The organism is Mesorhizobium sp. M7A.F.Ca.ET.027.03.2.1 (genome assembly GCF_003999175.1).
Classification (GTDB): Bacteria; Pseudomonadota; Alphaproteobacteria; order Rhizobiales; family Rhizobiaceae; genus Mesorhizobium.
Window position 1 is genome coordinate 1 of the sequence record NZ_RZOM01000231.1, and the last position, 6,769, is coordinate 6,769.

A 6,769-nucleotide genomic window follows, 5' to 3' on the forward strand; every position below is an offset into this window, starting at 1 on the left:
GTCACCGTAATGGCCGAAGGCGGCAGGATAGATTCGCAAAGGGCAGTCAGTCTGGGACTAATTGTCACCGAACTCGTGCTCAACGCCATCAAATATGCTTTCCCCAAGAAGAGAACCGGCGCTCGCATCCAGGTGAGCTACGAGACCGCGGGCAGTGACTGGAAACTGACGGTTTCGGACAATGGCGTCGGCAAGATCGCCAACGACGTACCGGCTACCGGACTTGGAACAGCCATCGTCGAAGCACTGGTGAAACAACTGGAGGCCAGGGTGGAGATTATCAGCGATATTGACGGCACCAGCGTGTCGGTCACCCGGGCGACGTTCACCTCGCGCGTGCCGCGAGCGGCGTAAAAACCGTTACTACGATGCTGCCTTCCGGACATCGCCTGATGTCCAGGGGATCTTCTGCCGCCACGGCCTTGTCCCCGGAGCGCAGGACTGCCAGTCGCATCGCATAAGCCGAAACCTCTCAGTCGGTTGAGGGCGCTTCCGATGGCCAAGATCCGCTTTTTTGGCGTTCAGCCGGTGGGACCAAGCTCTGAAGCTGACGCTGCGCAGGTCTTTGCGTGGATGACTCGGTGCGGTCGGTAAACTCGAAGTGGCGGTTGTGTGCGTCAAGTTCTGCAAAATGGGGCGGCCACGATGCTGGTCATGCGGCTTGGCGTAGAGCGAGCTTCTTGTGCTCGCGCAGGTCGTCAATGTTGATGTAGGGCCTCCATCCAGTTTTCGTTGGTTTCGACAGCCGGCGCCCTGACGAGGCGCAGGCAGCTTTCGGCGTTGGGGAAGATGCGCACGACATAGGTGCGCCGGCGGATTTCCTCATTGAGCCGTTCAAGCATGTTGGTGCTCTTGAGATGCTTGTGATGCTGGCGCGGCAGGCAAAAGAAGGTCAGCGTGCGCTCGATGGTCTCCTCCACCGTCGTCCATCTCGGCCTCGAGCACCTCCTGCATCACCGCACGGATCATTTCGTGAAGTCCGTCCGGGTCTGAAAGCAGAATGTCTTTGACGGCAGCGCTGGCGGTCTTACTTTCAATCTTGGTCATGGTGGCGTTCCTTCGCGGGAATCGGCGACATGAACAATCACCAGATCCCATGGCGACGGATGGATAGCGGCGCGTGCTCTGGCAGAGTGACGCTGCTAACAAACACCCCGCGGAGGAACACCATGCATGTAGTGGCCGACCGATCCGAAACTCTGACTGCTATCCGGACTGGTCTGGGCGCAATCTTCGTATCGCTGGAGCTCAGCCGTTCAACCTGGCTGATCTCGTCGTTGTCGCCAGGTGGCGGCGAGAAGTTGTCGAAACACAGTGTCCCCAGTGGTGATTTATCCGCCTTGTTCCGTCGCTTCGATAGCGTGCGAGAGAAGGCAAGAGCACGCATGGGGCCAGACTTCCCCGTCGTCGCTATCCAGGAAGCCGGGCTCGATGGCTCCTGGATCCATCGGGTTCTGAGCAAGGCGGGGATCGAGAGCTACGTCGTTGATCCCGCTTCTATCGCAGTGTCTCGTCGCAGTCGCCGAGCCAAAACCGATAAGATCGATGGTGAAACGCTCGTCTCTCCTTGCCTTCAAGCGAGGCGAACCGCGCATATGTGCAATGGTCAAAGAGCCAACACCGGAGCAGGAGGATCGCCGGCGTATCTGTCGTGAACGCAAGGTACTGACGACCGAACGGGTATATAAAACGCCGCTCACTCAGAATGGTCTCGTCGCCCGAGCCCAGCGGCCGTAGGCGGGATGTTGGTGCAGCCGTGAAGAGCAGCGACCGAATGTGAGGTTGATCTGCTCGGTTACGAGCAGAGTCCTGCAAGTCGGGTTCAACCTGGATCCCATAATCGATATGACAAGCTAATCCCACTTTGACCGGCGCTCAGCACACCTAATTTCGAGCCGCGCCGACCTACACACCCGCTATCGACATGATCCGAGTGGCGGCCTGAACTAGGCCGGCAAACTCATGTTCGTTGGCACTGTTTTTCGCTTGCATCCCGGTTAGGCGGGGACAGACGCCCTACTGCGACGCCTGCCCGGCTTGTCCGTGTCTCGCTCGCCTGACGTTTCGGGTTCGGTCTCAATGATCTCGCCCGCCACCACGGCGCGGGTCCGCTCCAGCATCGCGGGGATGTCCCGCGCGGGCAGCGGGCGGCTGAGCAGGAAGCCCTGCGCCTCGGTGCAGCCTTCTCTTCGGACCCGTTCCAGCTGCTCCACGGTCTCGACGCCCTCGGCGGTGGTCTGCATCCCGAGGCTGTTGCCGAGGCTCGTGACCGCTCGAATGATGGCGACGGAACTGTCGATATCTCCGGCGTCCGTGATGAAGGATTGATCGATCTTGATCTTGTCGAATGGGAACGAGCGCAGATAGCTCAAGCTCGAATATCCGGTTCCGAAGTCGTCCATCGCGATATGAACGCCGAGCATGTGGATATGTTGCAGCATCGAGAGAGTCGCCTGGCTGTTGGCCAGCAGCACTGTCTCGGTGATCTCAAGCTCAAGCCGGCTGGGGGGCAGTCCCGAGATATCCAATGCCTCGACGATGGTGGAGAGCAAGCGCGCGTTGCGAAATTGCGCCGGGCACAGATTGACGGCGACCTTGATGCTACCGGGCCAGCTTGCCGCGTCGAGACAGGCTTGCTTGATAACCCATTCACCGATCGGGACGATGAGGCCGATGTCCTCGGCCAGCGGGATGAATTCTCCCGGGGATACGATGCCGCGCGTCGGGTGATGCCAGCGCAGCAGCGCCTCGAAGCAGCTGACCTCGCCGCGGTCGAGATTGAGGAGCGGTTGGTAGTAGATTTCGAACTGCTGCCGCACCACCGCTTCGCGCAGGTCGAGTTCGAGAAACCGCCGCGCCTGCATGCGCGCATCCATTTCCGGTTCGAAGAACCTGTAGGTTCCGCGGCCTTCCGCCTTCGCCCGGTAGAGCGCCATGTCGCCGGTCTTGAGAAGTTGGTCGGCGTCAATGCCATCGTCCGGCGCGATCGAGATGCCGATGCTGGCGCTGATCATAACCCCGTGGCCATCGACGACATAAGGTGCGCTCAGCCCATCAATGACCCGTTGGGCAAGAGCTGTCGCCTCGACCGGCTGATCAACCGCGGTTTGAATGATCACGAACTCATCGCCGCCGAGCCTTGCCACGGTGTCGCCTTCACGGGCCACCTGTTTCAGTCTGGCGGCGACCTCCTTCAGCAAGGCGTCGCCAACCGGGTGCCCCAGCGTGTCGTTGACCATCTTGAAATGATCGAGATCGAGGCAGTGGAAAGCAATCTTGCTACCATCACGCCGCATCTCGACCAAAGCCTCCTCGGCGCGTTCGCGGAACAATATGCGATTTGGAAGCTCGGTAAGTCCGTCGTGGCGCGCCATGTATGAAATCTTGGCTTCGCTCCGCCGCAAGTCGGTCACGTCATGGTGAGTGGCAAGCCACCCGCCGCCCGGCAGTGGCTGATGGATGAGGTCGATGGTGCGTCCGTCCCTGAGTTCCACCAGGCTCACCGTCCGCTCTGCGCGATCGATGGTCTCCGTCAGCTGCTGCACATACTTTTCCGGGTCATGGCCGGCATAGAGGCCCGCCGCGATCCGGAACCGCATCAAATCGATCCACGGCGTGCCGGGACGAGTCAGGGGCTCCGGCACATGGTAGAGATCGGCGTAGCTTTGGTTGCACAGAACCAGCCGCCTCTCCGCATCGAACATGCAAAGCCCTACGGGCATATTGGCGGCGGCCGCGGCCAATTGCTGCCGCTCCAGCTCGGCTTCTCGGGCCAAGGCATCGCTGCGCTCCAGGCTGGCCCGGTAGCCGGCAAAGGCCGAGAACAGCACTCCAACCTCGTCCTGCCGATCCCTTTTCAGCGCAATGAGACTCGAACGGCGCTCGCCCTGCGCCAAGCAACGCATCGCCTCGGTCACGGCGAGGATCGGCTTGCTGACATTGTGGCGTATCCAGGCGACAAGCCCACCAAGACACCCGGCGGCAAAAAGAACTGCCAGCCAAGTCAATCTTTGCGCAACGGTGTAGGTCCTGTCCGCCATCACCGCCGCGGCCGTGCTGCGCTCGTTGGTGAGGGCCAGCAGGTCGTCCAATCGCTGCGTGGCGGCGGCAACGGTCGGGAGCGATACCGTCTCGAACTCCTTGACAGCCATTGTTCGCCCTCCTGTTTCGAGGAGCGGGAAAATCGATGTCAGGGAATCTTCGTAGGCCGTCCATAGGTTGACGAACTGGTCGAACAGCTGCTGCTCGGCCAGCGATCCGGCACTCCGGCGATAGGCGCGCCGACCTTGCAGTATTTCGTCGCTTTCCCTCGCCATCTCCTTCTCAATGCCGGCTATCTGCGCAGCCTCGGCAGTGCGCACGCGCAACGTCGCATAGAGCTGGTGTTCCGCGAGGTTGCGCTTCATCTCGCCGACGATCTGGACCTGGGGCAACCAAACGCTGGTGATCTCGCTCGTGACCTTGTTGAGTGATCGCAGTTGCGCGACCCCAAATACTCCCACGGCCACGACGCACAGCAGCGCCAGCCCAAAGCCCAACGAGAGCTTGGTCCCGACGCTAATGTCCTTTAGCCCTCTCATCTAGAAAACTGCAAACGCAAGACCAGTCCTCGTCAAATAGCATCGAGCTTTAGCGAATAGTAAAAGTATTCCTAGTGTCGCGTCTAAGGTATTAATGCTGGCTTAAGACTGCGTAATCCCCTAGAGGATCGACCAAACCACGTTGTAAAAGGCCGGCGGATGAAGCTCACCGATTTCCATATGATCCGATGACGGGCCTACAATGAGATCGAGGTGCTCGCACCTAGTCTTGGAAGCCGCTTGCAGCTTCTTTCACCGCACCGTGGGATCGGCCTTCGATCCCCTTCGAATGTAGCGAGGCCAGCCCATATTATGCACGACGATGGGGCTTTGAGGCTGGCAGTCGAATCTATGATCGGCAGTGTTCATCAGCCGAGGAAGGAGCGCCGCGGCGCGCGCCGAGGCGGTGCGCGAACTCGAGCGTGATCGCCGAGATCGAGGCGAAGGAGCCGCTCGAAGCGCTCGACACCTTCATGGCGCAGAACGCATCGATGATCCAGGCCCAGCATGCAGCCTCCAGCTTCGATGTCCATCGGGTCCTTCAGGCCATGGACCACGAGCCGAGACCGCCGCAAGGCGATGCCGGACTGATGCGGCTGCCGGTGGTCGACATGCAAGGCCGGCCGCTGGCCAGCGAAGCCGAGTTGCGCTATTCCATTTTCCACCGCTTGACCTCGGGCGCGGTGAAGGTGGTGGCGGTGCAGCTAAAGGGAACTCCGACTGGAGCCATGCTGACACGCACGTTCACCGTGGAGGGCGTGCCCTACCGCATGGACCTGTTCGGCGGCAGCAAACTGAAGCCGCCGCAAAAGAGCCTGAACCAGCTTGCCTCTCACCTGCCTTTCACGGCCGCAGAGGCCCCAAGCGGCAAGCTTTTGGCGATCCCCTATGCCGAGACGGCTCCGGGTACGGCCTTTGAGCAGCTGTCGCGGGCCTGGGCGCCGTTCAAGGAAGCCTATTACTATACCCAGCGCCGCGGATTTGCCGCGCCGCCGGGCATCCCCGACATTGGCCCCCATGATTATGCGCTGGAAGGGTGCTTCAAGCTGTCCCTTCTGCCCGACCATCCCGCAGGCGCAGTGCATCCCTTCCGGTTCGAGGGGCGAGACGGCGAGATCGCCTTGCGGCCGCATGACGGCTGCGGCTTCATTAGGGCCTCACTGGCCGAGCGCATGCCGTCCATTGCCCGGGCTCGCCACGACGCTCCCGAGCGGATGCCTGCCTATGCCGATAAAAGGCAATCGGCGGTACCGCCCTCGGCGCTGCAACATTATCCGCGTAGCGTCGAGGTAGCACAGGAGACCCGCGAGAAGGCTCAGGCTTGGCTCGAAACCCATCAAAGCCTCACCGCCGAGGAGCTGTTCCGGACGGTCACGGGCGGGCATATCGAGGGTTCGAGCGCTATCGCCGTGCCGTCCAGCGACGAATGCCTGCATGTGCCGACGGGCAAGAGCAAGACCTTGACCCGTGACGCTGGCGTGCTTGTCGGACGCTCCCCCTATGACAAGCCCAACCTGCGCCCGTTCGCCGCCGACCGGGTCAGGTCGGCGCGCGATGGCGACCGGACCGCGGCGTTCCTGGATCGGTGCGTGGCCTTCCAATATAGCTTCAACTTCGCGCACAGGTCGGGGGCTGGGCTTGCCGCCGACGATCCGACCTTCTTTGCCAAAGGCATCTTGATCGTTGTGCCCGACGAAATGTGGCCGGCGGACTTCGCCGAGCGCGGGGTCGTGATGTCTGCCGAGGACGTAAAGTGCCATTCGTACTGGCTGGAGGAAAAGGACCGGGTCAAGGCCGACACCGCGCTCGAGTGCGTCGGCATCCTGCAGGCGACGGAGGTGTTCGCGCCCGGCTCTTTGGTTGCGGTTCCAAGCGTCGAACAAAAAATGCTCGACGGCGATTTTGATGGCGACACCGTCGTCATCATTGGCGACCAGCCTCGCCTTTACGAGCATGTGCGCCAGTTCGACGCGCAGCTGCAGGCGCGCGGCATCGCCTCGATGAAGCCGCCGAAGTCGCACACGCCGGCCATTGAGAAAAGCGGCTACCAGTTCACCCGGTCCAAGCAGATCCTGTCGGCCACCGGGCTGGTGCTGGAGACCTACAGCTGCCTGCAGCGCAACGTGCTGGCGCAGCCGCTGGAGGCGCAACGCTGGTTTGCCGAGCGTGCCATCTTCGGCACCTACGAG

Annotated in this window: 4 protein-coding genes and 3 pseudogenes; 3 read left to right on the forward strand and 4 right to left on the reverse strand. The window is 61.4% G+C overall.

The features are described from left to right. Positions 1 to 354: sensor histidine kinase (locus EN750_RS12640; protein ID WP_145967609.1), on the forward strand; the 354-nt coding region annotated here is incomplete at its 5' end. A 298-nt stretch (positions 355 to 652) separates the two neighbouring features. Here the strand turns inward: EN750_RS12640 and EN750_RS12645 are convergent. Next, positions 653 to 935, reverse strand: a pseudogene (locus tag EN750_RS12645) (transposase); the annotation flags it as partial. Then, the gene (locus tag EN750_RS12650) at positions 835 to 1,047 is read right to left on the reverse strand and encodes a hypothetical protein (RefSeq protein WP_126057615.1); all 213 of its coding nucleotides are present in this window, start codon (positions 1,045 to 1,047) and stop codon (positions 835 to 837) included. The pseudogene EN750_RS12645 and the gene EN750_RS12650, both read right to left, overlap by 101 nt. A gap of 122 nt (positions 1,048 to 1,169) precedes the next feature. Here EN750_RS12650 and EN750_RS39385 point away from each other — a divergent pair. Beyond that, positions 1,170 to 1,683, forward strand: a pseudogene (locus EN750_RS39385) (transposase); the annotation flags it as partial. 314 nt (positions 1,684 to 1,997) lie between these two features. Here the strand turns inward: EN750_RS39385 and EN750_RS12660 are convergent. Beyond that, complete coding sequence (locus EN750_RS12660; RefSeq protein ID WP_126057614.1) at positions 1,998 to 4,580, reverse strand: EAL domain-containing protein; 2,583 nt, start codon at positions 4,578 to 4,580, stop codon at positions 1,998 to 2,000. A 368-nt stretch (positions 4,581 to 4,948) separates the two neighbouring features. Next, positions 4,949 to 5,245, reverse strand: a complete 297-nt coding sequence (locus tag EN750_RS40655; protein ID WP_245482687.1) for a hypothetical protein — start codon at positions 5,243 to 5,245, stop codon at positions 4,949 to 4,951. 3 nt (positions 5,246 to 5,248) lie between these two features. Between EN750_RS40655 and EN750_RS12665 the strand changes: the two are divergent. Then, positions 5,249 to 6,769 (forward strand): annotated as a pseudogene (locus EN750_RS12665) (shikimate kinase); the annotation flags it as partial.